The organism is Acidovorax sp. ST3, assembly GCF_003231145.1.
Lineage (GTDB): Bacteria > Pseudomonadota > Gammaproteobacteria > Burkholderiales > Burkholderiaceae_C > Acidovorax.
In genome coordinates this window covers 40,255-57,290 of the sequence record NZ_QKVP01000006.1, presented here as the reverse complement: position 1 = coordinate 57,290, position 17,036 = coordinate 40,255, and the positions used below count along the sequence as shown (strand labels likewise).

13 protein-coding genes and 1 riboswitch are annotated in these 17,036 nt (G+C 65.8%); of the genes, 12 read left to right on the top strand and 1 reads right to left on the bottom strand.

All coding sequences use genetic code 11. The annotated features are described in order from the left end of the window. The first annotated feature begins 13 nt into the window (after positions 1 to 13). The 9 genes from mraY to ftsZ all read left to right on the top strand — a co-directional run bounded on the left by mraY (position 14) and on the right by ftsZ (position 11,422). On the top strand, positions 14 to 1,192 hold the full coding sequence (gene mraY, locus DNK89_RS19035; RefSeq protein WP_110961387.1) for a phospho-N-acetylmuramoyl-pentapeptide-transferase: 1,179 nt from the start codon (positions 14 to 16) through the stop codon (positions 1,190 to 1,192). Continuing rightward, positions 1,189 to 3,147, top strand: a complete 1,959-nt coding sequence (murD, locus tag DNK89_RS19030) for a UDP-N-acetylmuramoyl-L-alanine--D-glutamate ligase (RefSeq protein WP_370220936.1) — start codon at positions 1,189 to 1,191, stop codon at positions 3,145 to 3,147. The genes mraY and murD overlap by 4 nt, the downstream gene beginning before the upstream one ends. Next, on the top strand, positions 3,144 to 4,412 hold the full coding sequence (gene ftsW / locus DNK89_RS19025; RefSeq protein WP_110961385.1) for a putative lipid II flippase FtsW: 1,269 nt from the start codon (positions 3,144 to 3,146) through the stop codon (positions 4,410 to 4,412). The genes murD and ftsW overlap by 4 nt, the downstream gene beginning before the upstream one ends. Then, positions 4,409 to 5,473, top strand: a complete 1,065-nt coding sequence (gene murG / locus DNK89_RS19020; RefSeq protein ID WP_110961384.1) for an undecaprenyldiphospho-muramoylpentapeptide beta-N-acetylglucosaminyltransferase — start codon at positions 4,409 to 4,411, stop codon at positions 5,471 to 5,473. Before ftsW ends, murG begins: the two co-directional genes overlap by 4 nt. Next, positions 5,470 to 6,903 carry a UDP-N-acetylmuramate--L-alanine ligase gene (gene murC / locus DNK89_RS19015; protein ID WP_110961383.1) on the top strand — a complete coding sequence of 478 codons (1,434 nt, stop codon included), beginning with the start codon at positions 5,470 to 5,472 and terminating at the stop codon, positions 6,901 to 6,903. Before murG ends, murC begins: the two co-directional genes overlap by 4 nt. Beyond that, the gene (locus DNK89_RS19010; protein WP_015012557.1) at positions 6,900 to 7,889 is read left to right on the top strand and encodes a D-alanine--D-alanine ligase; all 990 of its coding nucleotides are present in this window, start codon (positions 6,900 to 6,902) and stop codon (positions 7,887 to 7,889) included. The genes murC and DNK89_RS19010 overlap by 4 nt, the downstream gene beginning before the upstream one ends. After that, on the top strand, positions 7,889 to 8,692 hold the full coding sequence (locus DNK89_RS19005) for a cell division protein FtsQ/DivIB (protein ID WP_110961382.1): 804 nt from the start codon (positions 7,889 to 7,891) through the stop codon (positions 8,690 to 8,692). Before DNK89_RS19010 ends, DNK89_RS19005 begins: the two co-directional genes overlap by 1 nt. Before the next feature lie 107 nt (positions 8,693 to 8,799). Further along, complete coding sequence (gene ftsA / locus DNK89_RS19000; protein ID WP_015012559.1) at positions 8,800 to 10,029, top strand: cell division protein FtsA; 1,230 nt, start codon at positions 8,800 to 8,802, stop codon at positions 10,027 to 10,029. Positions 10,030 to 10,180: 151 nt separating this feature from the next. Beyond that, the gene (gene ftsZ, locus DNK89_RS18995; protein ID WP_060985579.1) at positions 10,181 to 11,422 is read left to right on the top strand and encodes a cell division protein FtsZ; all 1,242 of its coding nucleotides are present in this window, start codon (positions 10,181 to 10,183) and stop codon (positions 11,420 to 11,422) included. Positions 11,423 to 11,565: 143 nt separating this feature from the next. Here the strand turns inward: ftsZ and DNK89_RS18990 are convergent, their stop codons facing one another. Then, positions 11,566 to 13,347 (bottom strand): methyl-accepting chemotaxis protein, encoded by a 1,782-nt coding sequence (locus DNK89_RS18990; protein WP_110961381.1) that lies wholly within the window; start codon positions 13,345 to 13,347, stop codon positions 11,566 to 11,568. A 192-nt stretch (positions 13,348 to 13,539) separates the two neighbouring features. Between DNK89_RS18990 and lpxC the strand changes: the two genes are divergently transcribed. The 3 genes from lpxC (at position 13,540) to thiC (ending at position 16,856) form a co-directional block, all read left to right on the top strand. Beyond that, positions 13,540 to 14,463: a UDP-3-O-acyl-N-acetylglucosamine deacetylase gene (lpxC, locus tag DNK89_RS18985; protein WP_110961380.1), complete on the top strand. Its 924-nt coding sequence runs from the start codon at positions 13,540 to 13,542 to the stop codon at positions 14,461 to 14,463. Between the two features lie 12 nt (positions 14,464 to 14,475). Continuing rightward, on the top strand, positions 14,476 to 14,652 hold the full coding sequence (locus tag DNK89_RS24595) for a hypothetical protein (RefSeq protein WP_015012563.1): 177 nt from the start codon (positions 14,476 to 14,478) through the stop codon (positions 14,650 to 14,652). Positions 14,653 to 14,706: 54 nt separating this feature from the next. Beyond that, a riboswitch (TPP riboswitch) is annotated at positions 14,707 to 14,830 on the top strand. A gap of 121 nt (positions 14,831 to 14,951) precedes the next feature. Continuing rightward, positions 14,952 to 16,856, top strand: coding sequence for a phosphomethylpyrimidine synthase ThiC (gene thiC / locus DNK89_RS18980; RefSeq protein ID WP_110961379.1), 1,905 nt, complete (start codon positions 14,952 to 14,954; stop codon positions 16,854 to 16,856). The last annotated feature ends 180 nt before the right edge of the window (positions 16,857 to 17,036 follow it).

Genomic DNA, 17,036 nt, shown 5'->3' with positions numbered 1-17,036 from the left:
CCGGAGGTGCCACATGCTGCTGATGCTGTCGCAATGGCTGCAAGGGCTGTCGCCCGAGTTCGGCTTTTTCCGGGTGTTCCAGTACCTCACGTTCCGTGCGGTGATGGCTGCCATGACGGCGCTGCTCATCGGGCTGGTGGCCGGCCCCAAGGTGATCCGTATCCTCACCTCGCTCAAGATCGGCCAGCCCATTCGGGGCTATGCAATGCAGTCGCACCTGTCCAAGAGCGGCACGCCCACCATGGGCGGTGTGCTGATCCTGTTGTCGATCGCCATTTCCACCCTGCTGTGGTTTGACCTGTCCAACCGCTTTGTGTGGATTGTGCTCATCGTCACGCTTGGTTTTGGCGCCATCGGCTGGGTGGACGACTGGCGCAAGGTGGTCAACAAAGACCCCGAGGGCATGCGTTCGCGCGAGAAGTACTTCTGGCAGTCGGTGATCGGCCTCATGGCCGCGCTGTACCTGGTGTTCAGCATTTCTGAAAGCTCCAACGCCAAGGTGTGGGAGCTGTTTGTGGGCTGGGTGCAGTCGGGCTTTTCGCTCGACCTGCCGCCCAAGGCGGGCCTGCAGTTGCCGTTCTTCAAAGAGGTGAGCTACCCCCTGGGCGTGCTCGGTTTCGTGATCCTCACCTACCTCGTCATCGTGGGTTCGAGCAATGCGGTGAACCTGACCGATGGTCTGGACGGCCTGGCCATCATGCCCGTGGTGATGGTGGGTTCGGCTCTGGGTGTGTTTGCCTACGTCACCGGTAGCTCGGTGTACTCCAAGTACCTGTTCTTTCCGCACATTCCGGGGTCGGGCGAACTGCTGATCTTCTGCGCAGCCATGGCGGGCGCAGGCTTGGCGTTTTTGTGGTTCAACGCGCACCCTGCCCAGGTCTTCATGGGTGACGTGGGTGCGCTCGCGCTGGGCGGTGCCCTGGGCACCATCGCCATCATCGTGCGCCAGGAAATCGTGCTCGCCATCATGGGTGGCATCTTTGTGGTCGAGGCCCTGTCGGTGATGCTGCAGGTGGCCTGGTTCAAGTTCACCAAGAAGCGCTACGGTGAAGGCCGCCGCCTGCTCAAGATGGCGCCGCTGCACCACCACTTTGAGAAGAGCGGCTGGAAGGAAACGCAGGTGGTTGTGCGCTTCTGGATCATCACCATGCTGCTGTGCCTGATTGGGCTGTCCACGCTGAAACTGCGATGAACCCGAACGATCCTCTTGTCCCTGACCCCCTCGGTACGCCCGAGGCCATGCCCCCGTTGGCAGGGGCCTGGGTGGGTGCGGACGGCACTCCCGAAGGCGATCCTGGCATGCAGGCCCCTTTGCCCGTAGCGCCCGCAGAGCCCGCAGTGCCTGAGGCGAATCCTGAGCAGGTTGTTGCCGCGACAGGCAGGGAGGCCACAGACGCTGCGCCCGCAGCCAAAAGCACCAGTACCGCCTGGAACCCCGAGGCCGTGCCCGCCGTCTCCGCCGCGAAGGCAGCGGCGGACTTTGTGGCGCAGATTTTTGCCGAGGTGACTGCCCCCGAGCCGGGCGCTGCGGACAGCGCGGACGTTGCCGAGACCGCTGAGGCCGACGAGTCCACCACGCCCGATGTGCCTGCAGGCCCGGCGCGCGAAGGCGTGGCGAACCTGCTGCAAGACCAGCACATCCTGATCCTGGGCCTGGGCGCCTCGGGCATGGCGATGGCACGCTGGTGTGTGCGTTGTGGTGCGCGGGTCACCGTGGCCGATACGCGCGCTGCCCCGCCGCAACTTCCCGCGCTGCAGCAGGAGCTGCCCCGGGTGCGTTTTGTGTCGGGCGCATTCGATACCAGTCTGGTGCAGGGGCAGAACTTGCGCGCGGTCTATCGTTCGCCAGGGCTGAGCCCCGAGGCAGTGGCTCCTGTTTTGGAAGCGGCTCGCGCAAGCAACATCAGCGCTGGCGGTGAGTTGAGCCTGTATGCCACGGCCTTGGCTGCGCTGCGTGCATCGCACGCGTATGCCCCCGCCGTGCTGGCCATCACCGGTACCAACGGCAAGACCACTGTGACCTCGCTCACCGGCCAACTGGTGGAACGCTCGGGCAAACGCGTGGCCGTGGCCGGCAACATCGGTCCGACCCTGCTCGACACACTGGCAGAACACCTGGACTCCGACACCTTGCCCGATGTGTGGGTGCTGGAGCTGTCGAGTTTTCAGCTGGATGGCGTGCATGGGGGTGAAGGCGGCTTCGAGCCCACAGCCGCCACGGTGCTCAACATCACGCAGGACCACCTGGACTGGCACGGCAGCATCGAGGCCTACGCTGCGGCCAAGGCACGCATCTTTGGCCAGACGGGCTTGATGATCCTGAACCGCGAAGACCCTGCGGTGATGGGCATGCTGCCACCGCCCGTCAAGGTCAAGCTACAAAAGCCGCAGGCGCGCGCACACATCACCTTTGGTGGCGACATGCCCCGGCGTCCGGGCGACTTCGGCATTGAGGTGGTCAGCGGTATGCCCTGGCTGGTGCGTGCCATGGATGCCGACGAAACCCGCAAGCGTGGCCGCAACGAGGTCGAAGAGGACCTGCACATCCAGCGGCTCATGCCGGCGGATGCGCTGCACATCCGGGGGCGCCACAACGCCACCAACGCCTTGGCGGCGCTGGCGCTGGCCACGGCAGCGGGTTGCCCGCTGGCGCCCATGCTGTATGGCCTGCGTGAATACCGGGGTGAGCCGCACCGCGTGGAACCCGTGGCCATCATCCATGGCGTGGAATATTTTGACGACAGCAAGGGAACCAACGTAGGCGCCACGGCGGCAGCGCTGGTGGGGTTGGGCACGGAGCGGCGTCTGGTGGTCATTTTGGGCGGAGAAGGCAAAGGGCAGGACTTTGCGCCCCTGGCAGCCCCCGTCGCGCGCTATGCACGTGCGGTGGTGCTGATCGGCCGCGACGCACCGCTGATCCGCACGGCGCTGCAGGACACAGGCGTACCACTGCTCGATGCGGGCACCTTGCCTGAGGCCGTCGCACTGGCAGCGCAGCGCGCCCATTCTGGCGACGCAGTGCTGATGTCGCCTGCCTGTGCCAGCTTCGACATGTTCAAGGACTACGAGCACCGCGCCCACGTCTTTTGCGAGACCGTGCGGGCGATGGTCGACGATGCGGGCCAGTCGGCGGAGGGAATGCAATGACAGCACCCGCCAGCACCCTGCTCCAACGCGTGACCGGCTGGTTCGGCGGCCTGCCCAGCAAGGCGGCCGACGTGTTGCCCGTGCGCGTGGGCGGCACCGAGTACCGACAGTCGTCCAGCACGCCCGCGAGCGTGCTGGGCTTTGACCAGGCCCTGCTCTGGGTGGTGGTGGCGCTGCTGGCCTGGGGGCTGGTGATGGTCTATTCGGCGTCGATTGCCATGCCGGACAACCCGCGCTTTGCCAACTATGCGTCCACCCATTTTCTGACCCGCCACATGATGTACTTGGTGGTGGGTTTTGTGGCGGCGCTGCTGGCGTTCCAGGTGCCCATGGCGCTGTGGGAGCGCGTGGCGCCTTGGTTGTTCATTGTGGCCCTGCTCATGCTGGTGGCGGTGCTGATTCCTGGCGTGGGCAAAGTGGTCAACGGCGCGCGCCGTTGGCTGTCCATCGGGCCGGTGGGCTTCCAGCCGTCCGAGGTGGCCAAGTTTGCGGTGCTGATCTATGCCGCCGACTACATGGTGCGCAAGATGGAGGTGAAGGAGCGCTTCTTCCGTGCCGTGCTGCCCATGGGCGCTGCGGTGGCCATCGTCGGCGTGCTGCTGCTGGCCGAGCCCGATATGGGCGCCTTCATGGTGGTGGCCGTGATTGCCATGGGCATCCTGTTCCTCGGCGGTGTGAATGCCCGCATGTTCTTCTTGATCGCAGGGGTACTGGTAGGTGCCTTTGCGTTGATGATCGCCAGCTCCCCTTGGCGCCGCGAGCGCGTGTTTGCCTACCTCGACCCTTTCAGCGAACAGCATGCGCTGGGCAAGGGCTACCAGCTGTCGCACTCGCTGATCGCCATCGGGCGGGGCGAGGTGTTTGGCGTGGGGCTAGGCGGCAGCGTGGAGAAGTTGCACTGGCTGCCCGAGGCGCACACCGACTTCCTGATGGCCGTGATCGGCGAGGAGTTTGGCCTTGTGGGTGTGGTGGCGCTCATCATCCTGTTCCTCTGGATGACCCGCCGCATCATGCACATCGGCCGACAGGCCATCGCGCTGGACCGGGTGTTCTCCGGCCTTGTCGCGCAGGGCGTGGCGATCTGGATCGGCTTCCAGGCCTTTATCAACATGGGCGTGAACCTGGGCGCGCTGCCGACCAAGGGGCTCACGCTGCCGCTGATGAGTTTTGGCGGGTCGGCGATCCTGATGAACCTGGTGGCGCTGGCGGTGGTGCTGCGCGTGGACTATGAAAACAAGCTGCTCATGCGCGGAGGCCGCGTATGAGCAAGCAAAAGACCGCACTCATCATGGCCGGTGGCACCGGTGGCCACATCTTCCCCGGCTTGGCTGTGGCCGAAGAGCTGCGTACGCGTGGCTGGCGCGTGCATTGGCTGGGCGCGCCCGGCAGCATGGAGTCGCGCATCGTGCCGCAGCACGGCTTTGCGCTGGAACTCATCGATTTCTCTGGCGTGCGCGGCAAGGGGCTCGTCACGCTGGCCCTGCTGCCGCTGCGCCTGTTGCGTGCGTTCTGGCAGGCGCTGCAGGTCGTGCGCCGTGTGAAGCCCGATGTGGTGGTGGGCCTGGGCGGCTACATCACCTTTCCGGGCGGGATGATGGGCGTGCTCGCGGGCAAGCCTCTGGTGCTGCACGAGCAGAACTCCGTGGCGGGCATGGCGAACAAGGTGCTGGCCGGTGTGGCCGACCGGGTGTTCACCGCCTTCCCCAACGTGTTCAAAAAGGGGCAGTGGGTGGGCAACCCGCTGCGTACCGCCTTCACACAGCAGCCCGGCCCGGCAGAACGGTTTGCGGGCCGCAGCGGCCCGCTGCGTCTGCTGGTGGTGGGCGGCAGCCTGGGCGCGCGTGCGCTCAACGAGATCGTGCCCCAGGCCATTGCGCTGATGCCTGCCGACCAGCGCCCCACCGTAGTCCACCAAAGCGGTGCGGCGCAGATCGATGCGCTGCGAGCCAACTATGCCGTCGCGGGTGTTGAGGCAGAGCTGACGCCTTTCATCGACGACACCGCCAGCGCGTTCGCAGCGGCCGACATCATCGTCTGCCGCGCGGGTGCGAGCACCGTCACCGAGATCGCGGCCGTGGGCGCTGCGTCCATCTTCGTGCCCTTCCCGTCGGCCGTGGACGACCACCAGACCACCAACGCGCAGTTCCTGGTGAATGCGGGCGGCGGCTGGCTGGTGCAGCAGCGCGACCTGACGCCGCAAGGGTTGTCTGAAATGCTATTGAAATTGGAGCGGTCCACGCTTGTGGATGTAGCGCTCAAGGCCAAAAACATGCAAAAAATCAACGCCACCCGCGAAGTGGTGACTGCCTGCGAGGAGTTGGCATGAAACACGCGATTCGCCACATCCACTTCGTCGGCCTGGGCGGCGCCGGCATGAGCGGCATTGCTGAAGTGCTGTTCAACCTGGGCTACCGCATCTCGGGCTCGGACCTGGCCGACAGCGCCACGCTGCGCCGCCTGGCCGACCTGGGCATCAAAACCTGCCTCGGCCACGCGGCCGCGCACATCGATGGTGCCGACGCCGTGGTCACGTCCACAGCAGTCACATCGGACAACCCCGAAGTGCTGGCCGCACGCGAAAAGAAAATCCCCGTGGTGCCGCGCGCGCTGATGCTGGCCGAGCTGATGCGCCTCAAGCAGGGCATTGCCATTGCTGGCACGCACGGCAAGACCACCACCACCAGCTTAGTGACCAGCGTGCTGGCCGAGGCGGGACTGGACCCGACTTTTGTGATCGGCGGCAAGCTCAACAGCGCGGGCGCCAATGCCAAACTGGGCAGCGGCGACTACATCGTGGTCGAGGCCGATGAGTCCGATGCGTCGTTCCTGAACCTGCTGCCCGTGATGGCGGTGGTGACCAACATCGACGCCGACCACATGGAAACCTACGGGCACGACTTCGGCCGGCTCAAGGGCGCGTTTGTGGACTTTCTGCACCGCATGCCGTTCTATGGCACGGCCATCCTGTGTGTGGACAGCCCGGCCGTGCGCGACATCCTGCAAAGCGTGACCTGCCCCATCACCAGCTACGGCTTCTCGGAAGACGCCCAGGTGCGTGCCATCAACGTGCGCGCCGAGGCGGGCCAGATGCGCTTCACGGTGCAGCGGCGCAACGGCGTCACGCTGCCCGACATGGAAGTCGTGCTCAACCTCGCGGGGGAACACAACGTGCTCAACGCGCTGTCGGCCATTGCCGTGGCGGTGGAGCTGAACATCCCCGATGAGGCCGTGCAACGCGCGCTGGCGGGCTTCAAGGGCGTAGGTAGGCGCTTCCAGCGCTATGGCGATCTGCCCGCGAAGGACGGCGGCACCTTCACCGTCATCGACGACTACGGCCACCACCCGGTGGAAATGGCTGCCACGCTGGCAGCCGCACGTGGCGCGTTTCCCGGGCGGCGCCTGGTGCTGGCCTTCCAGCCGCACCGCTACACGCGTACGCGCGATTGCTTCGAAGACTTCGTCAAGGTGATCGGCCATGCCGACGCGGTACTGCTCACCGAGGTGTATGCCGCAGGCGAGGCGCCGGTCGTGGCTGCCGATGGCCGCTCGCTGGCCCGTGCCTTGCGTGTAGCGGGGCGCGTGGAGCCTGTGTTTGTGGACAACGTGGCCGATCTGCCCCAAGCCATTGCCGACAACGCACGCGCGGGCGATGTGGTGATGTGCATGGGCGCCGGTTCCATCGGTGCCGTGCCCGGCAAGGTGGTTGAGATGCTACAAAATAATGAGCTGAAAGCGCGTGAAGGGAGCGCACCATGACCCTTCCTGAATCGAATATCGACGTGAAATCGCTGGGCAAGGTCGCCGTCCTGATGGGCGGAGACTCGGCCGAGCGCGAGGTGTCGCTGATGTCGGGCAGCGGCGTGCTGCAGGCGCTGCGCTCCCGTGGCGTCGATGCCCATGCGTTTGACCCTGCGCAGAACGCGCTGGGTGATTTGAAGCGCGACGGCTATGCGCGCTGCTTCATCGCACTGCATGGTCGCCATGGCGAAGACGGCACGGTGCAGGGCGCGCTGGAGCTGCTGCGCATTCCGTACACCGGCCCTGGCGTGATGGCGTCGGCGATTGCCATGGACAAGGTCATGACCAAGCGGGTGTGGCTGGCCGAGGGCCTGCCCACGCCGCGCTATGTGTGGCTGGCCCCTGACCGCCAGCAGCGCGAAGTGGTGCGCACCGTGCCCGACGAGCTGGGTCTGCCCCTCATCGTCAAGCCGCCGCGCGAAGGTTCGTCCATCGGCGTGACCAAGGTGCGCGGCTATTCCGACATGCAGGAGGCCGTGCAGCTGTCGGCCCAGTACGACCCCGACGTGCTGTGCGAAGAATTCATCGAGGGCGAAGAGGTGACCTGCCCCGTGCTGGGCCAGGGCGCCAATGCCCGCGCGTTGCCGGTGATCCGCATCGTGGCGCCTGATGGTGCCTACGACTACCAGAACAAGTACTTCACCGACGATGTGAAGTACCAGTGCCCGAGCGGCCTGCCTGAGGCCGAAGAGCGCGAGATCCAGCGCATCGTGCTGGAGGCCTACCGCACCCTGGGCTGCCGTGGCTGGGGCCGTGCCGACCTGATGATCCGTGCGAGTGACCGCAAGCCCTTCCTGCTGGAGATGAACACGTCCCCCGGCATGACAGGCCATTCGCTCGTGCCCATGTCGGCCCGGGCCTCAGGCATCAGCTACGAAGAGCTGTGCCTGCGCATCCTTGCGGATGCGGCACTGGACACGCCCGCAAAGCCAAAGGCTGCCTGATGAATCAGACGCTGCCCGCACCCCTGGACGTCAAGCTCATGAACCTGACCGCGTCGGTCCTGTTCGTGGGCTGCGCCATGGCCGTGCTGGCGGCGGGCGCGTGGTGGGTGCTGCGCTACCCCGGCTTTGCCATTGCACGCATCGTGGTGCAGGGCGAACTGGTGCACAACAACGCGGTGACGCTGCGGGCCAACGTGGCGCCGCACCTGGTGGGCAACTTCTTCACGGTGGACCTGCGCGCGGCGCGCGAGGCCTTTGAGCAGGTGCCCTGGGTTCGCCGCGCGCAGGTGCGGCGGGTCTACCCCGGCAGCCTGCGTGTGGAGCTGCAGGAGCACGACGCCGTGGCGTACTGGGGCCCGGACACCGGCTCGGCGCTGGTCAACAGCCAGGGCGAGGTCTTCGAGGCGAATGTGGGCGATGTGGAGCAGGAAGGCCTGCCGCGCCTGCAGGGGCCAGCGGGCAGCTCGGCCGAGGTGCTGCAGATGTACGGGCTGCTGGAGCCGGTGTTCCAACCGCTTGGGCTGGATGTGGAAGAGCTGGAGCTGACAGGGCGGGGCGGCTGGCGCGCCACCCTCGACAGCGAGGCTGTGGTGGAGCTAGGCGGCGGCACGCCGCAGGAAGTGGTGCAGCGCACGCAGCGGTTTGTGCGAACCCTCACCCAGGTGGCCGCGCAGTACGGCCGCCGCGTGGATGCGCTGGAGTCGGCAGACCTGCGCCACGCCGGGGGCTACGCGCTGCGCCTGCGGGGCGTGACCACGGTGAGTGCAGACGCAACCGGCGCCACGGCCGTGCGCAAGAGGTGATGGCATGAGGAACAACAGGACTGGACGCAGCATGCTGCAGGCCCCGAGAGGGCGGTGTGAGGGCTTGGTGGGACAGCGGGACAGAACCGAGAAGGGCATAGACTGATATGGCAAGAGAATACAAAGACGTCGTCGTGGGGCTGGACATTGGCACCGCCAAGGTCATGGCCGTGGTGGCCGAGGTTCTGCCCAATGGCGAGCTGAAGCTCGCAGGCTTGGGCGTGGCCCCGAGCAATGGTCTCAAGCGGGGCGTGGTGGTCAACATCGACGCCACGGTCCAGAGCATCCAGCAGGCCCTGAAAGAGGCCGAGCTGATGGCGGACTGCAAGATCCAGCGCGTCTACACCGGCATCACCGGCAGCCACATCCGCGGTCTCAACTCCAGCGGCATGGTGGCCGTGAAGGACAAGGAAGTCACCTCGGCCGATGTGGCGCGGGTGGTGGAGACGGCCAAGGCCATCAACATCAGCAGCGACCAGCGCTTGTTGCTGGTGGAGCCGCAAGAGTTTGTGATCGACGGGCAGGATGTGAAGGAGCCCATTGGCATGAGCGGCATCCGCCTCGAAGCCAAGATCCACATCGTGACCGGCGCACAGAGCGCGGCCGAGAACATCATCAAGTGCGTGCGCCGCTGCGGCCTGGAGGTCGAGCAGCTCATGCTGAACCCGCTGGCCAGCAGCCAGGCCGTGCTGACCGACGACGAGCGCGAGCTGGGCGTGGTGGTGGTGGACATCGGCGCAGGTACGACGGATGTGGCCATCTTCACGGGTGGTGCGATCCGTCACACGGCGGTGATCCCGATTGCGGGCGACCTCATCACCAGCGACATCGCGATGGCGCTGCGCACCCCTACGAAGGACGCCGAAGACATCAAGGTTGAAAGCGGCTACGCCAAGCAGCTGCTGGCCGACCCCGAGGCGCAGGTGGAAGTGCCCGGCCTGGGCGACCGCAGCCCGCGCATGCTGAGCAAGCAGGCGCTGGCTGGTGTGATCGAGCCGCGCGTTGAAGAAATCTTCTCGCTCGTACAGCAGGTGGTGCGCGAGTCGGGTTACGAAGAGGTGTTGTCCTCGGGCATCGTGCTCACGGGCGGCAGCTCGGTGATGCCCGGCATGATTGAACTGGGCGAAGACATCTTCCTCAAGCCCGTGCGGCGCGGCATCCCCAAGTATTCCAGCGCTCTGGCGGACATGGTGGCCCAGCCCCGTGCCGCCACGGTGATGGGCCTGCTTGAAGAAGCCCGGCTGGCGCGCCTGCGCGGCTTCAAGGTGGCTCAGAAGAGTGGGTCCATGAAAACCGCGTTCGGACGCTTCAAAGATTTCATCGTGGGGAATTTCTGACCATGAAATATCCCCTGTGGCTAGCGCGTGGGAGCCCTCACCCGATACCGCGCGAGCGATGGCGATGTACAGGGCCGCCACGCACTACAAGAAAAATGATCCCATCTCTCAATTGGCAATTGCATACGAATTTAGAACCAGGAGCTCCAAGATGACCATCGAAATGATCGAAGCCGAAGAATTCAACCAGGGCACCCAGATCAAGGTGATCGGTGTGGGCGGCGGCGGCAGCAATGCCGTCGAGCACATGATTGCCCGCAGCGTGCAGGGCGTGGAGTTTGTCAGCGCCAACACCGACGCGCAGGCGCTCACGCGCAGCTCGGCCCACCGTGTCATCCAGCTGGGCAACAGCGGGCTGGGCGCAGGGGGCAAGCCCGAGAAGGCCCGCGACGCGGCCGAGGCAGCGGTGGCCGATATCCGTGAAGCCATTTCCGGCGCCCACATGCTGTTCATCACGGCGGGCATGGGCGGCGGTACGGGCACGGGCGCTGCGCCCGTGATCGCGCGCGTGGCCAAGGAGATGGGCATCCTGACCGTGGGCGTGGTGACCAAGCCTTTCGACTGGGAGGGTGGTCGCCGCATGAAGAATGCGGACGATGGCCTGGCCGAACTGGAAGCCAACGTGGACTCGCTGATCGTGGTGCTCAACGAGAAGCTGCTCGACGTGCTGGGTGACGACATCACCCAGGACGAGGCCTTTGCGCACGCCAATGACGTGCTCAAGAACGCCGTGGGCGGTATCGCTGAAATCATCAACGAATACGGCCAGGTGAACGTGGACTTTGAAGACGTGCGCACCGTGATGGGCGAGCCCGGCAAGGCCATGATGGGCACGGCCACGGCGAGCGGCCCAGACCGTGCACGCATCGCTGCCGAGCAGGCCATTGCCTGCCCGCTGCTCGAAGGCATCGACCTGTCGGGCGCCAAGGGCGTTCTGGTGCTGGTCACGGCCAGCAAGGGCAGCCTCAAGCTGTCCGAGTCGCGCCAGGCCATGAACACCATCAACGCCTACGCATCCACCGATGCGCATGTGATCTTCGGCGCCGCCTACGACGAAAGCCTGGGCGATGAGATCCGCGTGACGGTGGTGGCCACGGGCCTGTCGCGTGCCAATGCACGCCGCCAGCCCATCTCGGTGGTGCAAGGTGGTCTGCGCACGGGCACGGACAACATGGCCTACCAGATGCCCGTCGCCGGTGTGGGCACGCTGGGTACCGCTGTGGGCGTGCCTGGCGGCCATGCGGGCAGTGCCCAGGCCGACTACGGCAGCATGTCGGTGCCCAGCGTGTGGCGCACCAACCGCACGCAGGCGGCAGCCCGCGTGGATGCCCTGTCGTCCGGCGGCATGGATGACCTGGAGATCCCCGCCTTCCTGCGCAAGCAGGCGGACTGACAGCCCCGCTGATCGCACTCCGCCGCCCCTTGATGGGGGTGTAAAACAAAAAGCCCTGCCAGCGCAAGCTGGCAGGGCTTTTTTACTGATGTAGCGTGCTTCAGCGCGCGTTCAGGCCTGGGTGGCCCCAGGCCTCTCAGCGATCAGAAAGACTCCCAGTCATCGTTGTTGTCTGCCGCAGTCTTGGGGCTGCTGGCCTTGGGGGGCAATGCCGCCGCTGGGGCGGGTGAAGGCGCCGCAGGGCGAGGGGCTGCCGGCGCCTTGGCCAGGGCTGGGCGGGGTGTTGCGGCGCGCACTGCAGGAGCCACGGCGGGGCGTGGCGCGGCTGCGGGCCGGCTGGCCGGGGCGGGCGCGGAGGTGCTGCCGTTCACACGGAAGAGCGCCACCACCTGGGTGAGCTTCATGGCTTGCTCGCGCAGACTGTCGGCGGCGGCGGTGGATTCTTCCACCAGCGCCGAGTTTTGCTGGGTCATCTGGTCCAGCTGGTTCATGGCGGTGTTGACCTGCGCAATGCCCTGGCTCTGCTCCGACGTGGCCGCACGGATCTCGCCAATGATGTCGGTCACGCGCTGCACGCTGGCCACGATCTCCGTCATGGTGGCGCCCGCATTGCCCACCAGGGCGGTGCCGGACTCCACCTTCTCGACCGACGCGCCGATCAGCGACTTGATCTCCTTGGCGGCTTCGGCGCTGCGCTGCGCCAGGCTGCGCACCTCGCCGGCCACCACGGCAAAGCCCCGGCCCTGTTCGCCGGCACGGGCGGCTTCCACGGCAGCATTGAGCGCCAGGATGTTGGTCTGGAACGCGATGCCGTCGATGACACCGATGATGTCGCTGATCTTCTTGCTGCTGGCGTTGATGTCCTGCATGGTGGACACCACCTGCGACACCACCTCGCCCCCGCGTGCTGCCACTTCGGCGGCGGACGTGGCCATCTGGTTGGCGGTCTGTGCGGAGTCGGAGGTCTGCTTCACCGTGCTGGTCAGCTCCTCCATGCTGCTGGCTGTGGTCTGCAGGTTGCTGGCCGTGTCTTCGGTGCGGTGGGCCAGGTCGTTGTTGCCTTGCGCAATTTCGCTGGACGCGGTGGCGATGCTGTCGGTGGCCGAGCGCACTTCGGTCACCAGCTTGCGCAGCGAGGTCACCATGTGGGCGAGGCCGTCGAGCATGGAGCCCGGTGGGGCGGCCGGAATCTGCGCGTCCAGGTTGCCTTCGGCCACCTCGGACATGATGGCAATGGCGTGGGTGGGCTCGCCGCCGATCTGGCGCAACACCGAGCGCGACACCAGCAGTCCGATCACCCCCACCGCCACAAACACCGCCAGCACCAGCGCCAGGCTCGACCACAGGGCCTGGCGCAGCATCACATCCACGTCGTCTGTGTACAGCCCGGAGCCGACCATCCAGTTCCAGCCATCCACCTTGACGATGTACTGCAGCTTGGGCACGGGCGTCTGCTGGCCGGGGCGCGCAAACATGGTGGGCACAAAGGCCTTGCCGTCCTTGCTGTTGCGCATGCCGTTGACCAGCAGGCCGATGATGTCCACGCCCGAACCGTCCTTGACCTTGCCGAGCATGTCCTGCCCGTCCCATTCGGTCTTGAAGGGGTGCATCACGCCCACGCCCTCCGTGGTCCAGATGTAGAAATATTCGGTCTTGCCCTCGGGGCCGCCGTAACGTGCAATGCGCAGGGCGTCCTTGGCCGCTTTCTGCGCGTCTTCCACCGACATGGCGCCGCTGGCGGCCTTGGCCTGGTAGCCGACCACGATGCTGTGGGCGGATTGGACGGCGGTGGTCAGCATGTCCTTGCGGGACTCGGTGATCAGCCGTCGCTCCTGGAGGAGGGACAGGATGGCCATGATCAGCAGCGCCGTGAGCGCGGTGCCGATCATGAGCATGACCTTCATCTTGAAACTGAGTTTGCTCATGGGAGTCTCCTGCGGGGCGAGTGTCGTGAGTTCATGTTGTGGTTTCTAAGGCCCTCTGTACCAAATTGTGCGGCGAACAATGGTGCCTGCACAGTAGGTGAAAACGCGGCGGTAGCTCTACGTACGCGTCTCTGGAAAGCCGACAAGACATCGGCGCATGCGGGGCGGCGGCGCAGAAACTAAAATGCGCGGATGCTCCAGCAACGCACCCTCAAGACCCTGACCCGCGCCGTAGGTGTGGGTCTGCACAGCGGCCAGCGGGTCGAGTTGACCCTGCGGCCCGCGCAGCCGGACACGGGCATCGTGTTCCGGCGGGTGGACCTGCCACAGCCGGTAGACATTCCCATCCGTGCCGAGGCGGTGACGGACACGCGGCTGGCGTCTACCATCGCGGTGGGCAATGCCAAGGTGCACACCGTGGAGCACCTGATGTCGGCCTGCGCGGGGCTGGGCATTGACAACCTCTACGTGGACATCACGGCCGAAGAGGTCCCCATCCTCGACGGGTCTTCGGCCTCGTTCGTGTTCCTGCTGCAGAGCGCCGGGGTGGAGCTGCAGAACGCCCCCAAACGCTTCATCCGCGTCACCCGCCCCGTGGAGGTGCGCGAGGGCGAAGGCGCCAACGCCAAGTGGGCGCGCCTCACGCCGTACCACGGCTACAAGCTCAGTTTTGAAATCGACTTTGACCACCCCGCCGTGGACTCCACCGGCCAGCGCGTGGAGTTTGACCTGGGGCAAGGCAACTACAGCCGCGACATTGCTCGCGCGCGCACCTTTGGCTTCACCCGTGATGTCGAAATGATGCGCTCCAACGGCCTGGCGCTGGGCGGCGGGCTGGACAACGCCATCGTCATGGACGACTACAAGGTGCTCAACAGCGACGGCCTGCGCTACGACGACGAGTTCGTGAAGCACAAGATACTGGATGCCATGGGCGACCTGTACCTCATTGGCAAGCCGCTGCTGGCCGACTACAGCGCCTTCCGCTCGGGCCATGCCATGAACAACCTGCTGCTGCGCGAGCTGCTGGCCCAGCGCGATGCCTGGGAGGTGGTCACGTTCGAGGATGAACGCCAGGCCCCCACCGGCTTTGCGCAGCCCGCGCGCGCCTGGTAGGGCCCGCTGACCATGTTGATCTTTCGCTGGCTGGCCATGCTGCTGCTCTTGGCGGCGGCCGTGTCGTTCGCGTTTTATGCCGGCACCGGGCAGCCGCGCTACAAGCGCCTGGGGCTCGTCATTCTCAAGTGGACGGTGATTGCCGCTGTGTTCTTCTTTGCGGTGATTCTCATCGGCCGCCTGGCCTGATGTATCGGCTGATTCGCGGGCTCTGCGGGCCCGTTTTTCCTCTGCCCTATACTCGCGCCTGCTCCGGGGTGTGCTGATGCGCTGAGATGCAAGGGTCCTGAAGGAATTCAGGCGAGCTTGCGAACCCGACGAACTTGATCCGGTTCATACCGGCGGAAGAAGAGCCGACCTCCTTGTCCCCGTGCCCGCAGTCCCTGTGGGCACGCCTTGCCTCAGGGGCTGCCATGCGCAGCCGCCCGAGGGGCGCACAGGTCCATTCCGGAGCAGACCCACCGCCACCGGAACCAGGAGACCTGCCCATGAACGCCCCCGACCCTCACACCCCACTGGCCAGCGCTGAAAAGTTTGCCGAGCTGCTCGCCCGCACCCGCGAACCCTTCCCCGCATCGCGCAAGGCCTATATCCCCGGCCAGTTGCACGCCGACCTGCGCGTGCCCGTGCGTGACATCGCGCTCACCAACGGCGAGCTGGTCAGCGTGTACGACACCTCGGGCCCCTACACCGACCCGAACGCCGTGATCGATGTGCGCCAAGGCCTGGCCAGCGTGCGTGGCGGCTGGATCACCGGCCGTGGCGATGTGGCGCACTACGAAGGCCGCGCGCCCGTGGCGCTGGACGACGGGCAAAAGAGCGAAGACGCGACCCGCCTGGCCCAGCTGCGTGCCGAAGCCGCCGCCCTGCAGCGCAAGCCCCTGCGTGCCAAGGCAGGCGCCAACGTCACCCAGATGCACTACGCCAAGAAGGGCATCATCACGCCCGAGATGGAATACGTGGCCATTCGCGAAAACGGCAAGCGCGAGTGGATGGAGCAGTACATGGCTGATGCAGGCCGTGAGAAGCGTCTGATGGGCAACCCCATGGGCGCCAGCATTCCGCGCATCATCACGCCCGAATTCGTGCGCGACGAAGTGGCCCGGGGCCGCGCCATCATCCCCGCCAACATCAACCACCCCGAGGTGGAGCCGATGGCGATTGGCCGCAACTTCCTGGTCAAGATCAACGCCAACATTGGCAACTCGGCCGTCACGTCCAGCATTGAAGAAGAAGTGGAAAAGCTTGTGTGGGCCATCCGCTGGGGCGCCGACAACGTGATGGACCTGTCCACCGGCAAGAACATTCACACCACGCGCGACTGGATCGTGCGCAATTCGCCCGTGCCGATTGGCACGGTGCCCATCTACCAGGCGCTGGAAAAGGTGGGCGGCGTGGCCGACGACCTGACCTGGGCCATCTTCCGCGACACGCTGATCGAGCAGGCTGAGCAGGGCGTGGACTACTTCACCATCCACGCGGGCGTGCGTCTGGCCTACATCCACCTCACGGCGCAGCGCCGCACGGGCATCGTCTCGCGCGGCGGCTCCATCATGGCCAAGTGGTGCATGGCCCACCACCGCGAGAGCTTCCTGTACGAGCACTTCGAGGACATCTGCGACATCATGAAGGCGTACGACGTGTCGTTCAGCCTGGGTGATGGCCTGCGCCCTGGCTGCGCATCGGACGCGAATGACGAAGCGCAGTTTGCCGAGCTGCGCACCCTGGGCGAGCTGACCCAGGTGGCCTGGAAGCACGACGTGCAGACCATGATCGAAGGCCCCGGCCACGTGCCCATGCACATGATCCAGGCCAACATGACCGAGCAGCTCAAGACCTGCCACGAGGCGCCGTTCTACACCCTGGGCCCGCTGACCATCGACATCGCGCCGGGCTATGACCACATCGCCAGCGCGATTGGCGCGGCCATGATCGGCTGGATGGGCACGGCCATGCTGTGCTACGTGACGCCCAAGGAGCACCTGGGCTTGCCCGACCGTGACGACGTGAAGCAAGGGATCATTGCCTACAAGATTGCCGCCCACGCGGCCGACGTGGCCAAGGGCCACCCCGGCGCCCGCTCGCGCGACGATGCGCTCAGCCAGGCGCGCTTCGACTTCCGCTGGCAGGACCAGTTCAACCTGGGCCTGGACCCGGAGACGGCCAAGGAATACCACGACGAGACCCTGCCCAAGGACTCGGCCAAGGTGGCGCATTTCTGCTCGATGTGTGGGCCCAAGTTCTGCTCGATGAAGATCACCCAGGAAGTGCGCGACTTTGCCGCGCAAAAGGGCGTGGCCGAGGCCGAAGCCCTGGCCCAGGGCATGCAGGCCAAGGCGGCCGAGTTCCAGCAGGGTGGTGGCGAGTTGTACATCCCGCTCAAGCCGGTGTAACGACGGGGCAATAAGCACAGCTACTGGCCCCGAGGTTTCCCTGAAAGAGCTTATGGGGGCCGTGCTTACCCTGTGCGGCAGGCGGCCCTGCCCGGCATATAGTCGCGCCCACTCCCGGCCCAGAAGGTAGGGTGTGTGCGTGGCACCAAATTTGCTATGCTGGACTATCTGTTAAAAAAT

Coding starts and splice junctions, on each gene's coding strand:
- DNK89_RS19010 (WP_015012557.1), top strand. CDS start 6,900: ATGACCCTTCCTGAATCGAATATCGACGTGAAATCGCTGGGCAAGGTC.
- DNK89_RS24595 (WP_015012563.1), top strand. CDS start 14,476: ATGTTGATCTTTCGCTGGCTGGCCATGCTGCTGCTCTTGGCGGCGGCC.
- lpxC (WP_110961380.1), top strand. CDS start 13,540: ATGCTCCAGCAACGCACCCTCAAGACCCTGACCCGCGCCGTAGGTGTG.
- murG (WP_110961384.1), top strand. CDS start 4,409: ATGAGCAAGCAAAAGACCGCACTCATCATGGCCGGTGGCACCGGTGGC.
- mraY (WP_110961387.1), top strand. CDS start 14: ATGCTGCTGATGCTGTCGCAATGGCTGCAAGGGCTGTCGCCCGAGTTC.
- DNK89_RS19005 (WP_110961382.1), top strand. CDS start 7,889: ATGAATCAGACGCTGCCCGCACCCCTGGACGTCAAGCTCATGAACCTG.
- murC (WP_110961383.1), top strand. CDS start 5,470: ATGAAACACGCGATTCGCCACATCCACTTCGTCGGCCTGGGCGGCGCC.
- ftsW (WP_110961385.1), top strand. CDS start 3,144: ATGACAGCACCCGCCAGCACCCTGCTCCAACGCGTGACCGGCTGGTTC.
- ftsZ (WP_060985579.1), top strand. CDS start 10,181: ATGACCATCGAAATGATCGAAGCCGAAGAATTCAACCAGGGCACCCAG.
- ftsA (WP_015012559.1), top strand. CDS start 8,800: ATGGCAAGAGAATACAAAGACGTCGTCGTGGGGCTGGACATTGGCACC.
- murD (WP_370220936.1), top strand. CDS start 1,189: ATGAACCCGAACGATCCTCTTGTCCCTGACCCCCTCGGTACGCCCGAG.
- thiC (WP_110961379.1), top strand. CDS start 14,952: ATGAACGCCCCCGACCCTCACACCCCACTGGCCAGCGCTGAAAAGTTT.
- DNK89_RS18990 (WP_110961381.1), bottom strand. CDS start 13,347: ATGAGCAAACTCAGTTTCAAGATGAAGGTCATGCTCATGATCGGCACC.